This is a genomic window from Microbacterium cucumeris, assembly GCF_058349845.2.
Genome location: NZ_JBYRIZ020000011.1, coordinates 1 through 2,271 on the forward strand (window position 1 = coordinate 1; position 2,271 = coordinate 2,271).

Consider the following 2,271-nt stretch of genomic DNA (forward strand, 5'->3'; position numbering starts at 1 on the left):
AACCTGGCTCCGGAGCCGTCGAGCTGGAGTCAGCCGTCGCTGCCCGAGGTCCCGGCCGGGCCTCCTCTGCAACCCGCCGCCCCCACCACCGCAGAAATGGCGCCGGTCGGTGATCGCGCGCAGATGAACGTCAGTTGGGTCGCACCCGACAACAACGGTGACGCGATCAGCGGGTATCAGCTGCAGGTGCTGCAGGGGTCGAGCGTGGTGCAGACGATCAGCGTCGCGGCCGGGAAGACCTCGCAGGCCGTGGTCGTGGACACCTCGACCACGTCGTACACATACCAGGTGCGCGCGCAGAACAAGGCCGACTGGGGTCCATGGAGCGATGCCTCGGCACCGCGTCGCGGCGTCATCAAGCCCGACACCCCGCCCCGTCCGTCCGCGACCGCCGGAGACGGGAGGCTCACCCTCTCGGGTTATCAACTTTCCGAGTCGCAGCTCAACGGCGCGTCCACGGGCGAGACGAGCTACCAGTTCAACCTCAACAAGGGCGGAGGCTGGCAGAGCAACTGGGACGGCAAGACGATCACCGGGCTGAACAACGGCACGTCCTACTCGGTGAGCGTGCGGGCTGTCGCGAACGTCGACGGCAAGAACTACATCTCCGACCCGTCGGCGGCCTCGGCGGCCCAGACACCCTACGGTGTTCCCCCTGCGCCCAGCGTCACGGCGAAGAACAACGGGCAGTCGATCACGTTCAGTTGGAGCGACAACGGCACCAACGGCGCCCCCATCACGACAGAGATCAACGTCAACGGGAACGGCTGGCAGAACGCGAACAACAACGGCTCGACCACAGTCGGCAACGGATATCAGCAGACCCACACGATCAAGGTCCGCACGCACAACAAGGCCGGCTACTCGGCGGTCACCGAGAGATCGGGTACGACGAGCAATCCGCCGGCGCCGCGCGTCTGGGTGACGCAGGGGTCCCGCGACCCGCAGGGCTGCGTGAACGGGTGCATGAACTTCTACGTCAACTGGCAGAACCTCAACATCGGCACCTACAACGTCAAGTGCTATTCCAGCGCGTACCCCGGCGGCGTGAGCAACTACACGTACAGCATCAACTTCGACGGCAACGGCGGCAAGGAGATCGCCTGCCACCAGGGTCGTGACGGTGTCGATGTGTGGGTCGACATCATCGGCTGGGGTGGTGGAGTGGACACCGAGAAGAACTACTGGCCGAGACCCTAGGAGCTGGTCGTCCGCGGTGGGCAGAGGTCCCCATCTCGGACTACCAGCGATCACGGTTAGGATGTCCCGGTGCGGTCCATGGGCTGAGCGGACAGCCCTGCGCACCATGACGTCCACGGCCGTTCCAGGGGGGAACCGGGTATGAAGCTGCTGAGCTGGGTTCGAGCGCGGCCGAAAACGCTTGCCTCGGCCGCTGCGGTGACCGCCGGTGTCGTGACGATCACCACGTTGGCTTTCGCGTATGAGGGCAACCCGACGACCGAGGTGGATCTGAACGACGGGGGCGTGTGGATCACGAAGTCGTCGAGTCTGCTGGTGGGGCATTTCAACAACGAGTCGACGTTGCTCGACGGTGGTCTGCGGACGACGGGTGAGAACTTCGACATCCTGCAGGACGAGGCGACGGTCGTCGTCGTCAACCGCGACGAGTCGACCGCGACGACGGTGGACCCCGCCCGTGTCGCGCTCGGCGACAGCACCGCGATCCCGGGCTCCGGCAAGGTGGCGCTGGGAGAGAAGACCACCGCGATCCTGGATGCCGATTCCGGCGATCTGTGGGTCGTGCCCGTCTCGGGACTCTCGGGCTTCGAGCTCGCCGGCACCGATCCTACACTCGAGCTCGGCGCGAACGCCGACGTCGCGGTCGGTGCCGACGGGACCGTGTTCGCGGTCTCCCCGAAGGATGCGGCGGTCTACACGATCCCGGTCGACGCGCAAGGCGACCCGCTGGAGCCGACGTCCGGCACTGTCGACGGGCTGAAGAAGGACAGCGAGCCGACGATCACCGCGGTCGGCGATGTGCCTGTCGTGCTGGACCCGGTTCAGGGCTTGGTCGCGACCCCGGGCGGCTTCCGGACCGAGATCGACGACGCGGACACGGCAGTGCTGCAGCAGGCGTCCGGCGCAGCGGACGCCGTGACCGTCGCGACCTCCTCGCACCTGCTGCGCGTGCCGCTGAACGGTGGAGACGTCGAGACGACGAGCTCGGACGCGCAGGGTTCTCCTGCGGCGCCGGTGTCGTTGTTGGGGTGTTCGTATGGTGCGTGGTCGGGTTCTGGGGTGTTCGTCCGG

At 66.7% G+C, this 2,271-nt stretch carries 1 protein-coding gene and 1 pseudogene; both read left to right on the forward strand.

Annotated elements, in window-relative coordinates; all coding sequences use genetic code 11:
• The coding region (locus AC3RXZ_RS16895) for a fibronectin type III domain-containing protein (protein ID WP_491494787.1) at positions 1-1,200 on the forward strand (1,200 nt) is incomplete at its 5' end.
• Between the two features lie 198 nt (positions 1,201-1,398).
• Positions 1,399-2,271 (forward strand): annotated as a pseudogene (locus AC3RXZ_RS16900) (Ig-like domain-containing protein); the annotation flags it as partial.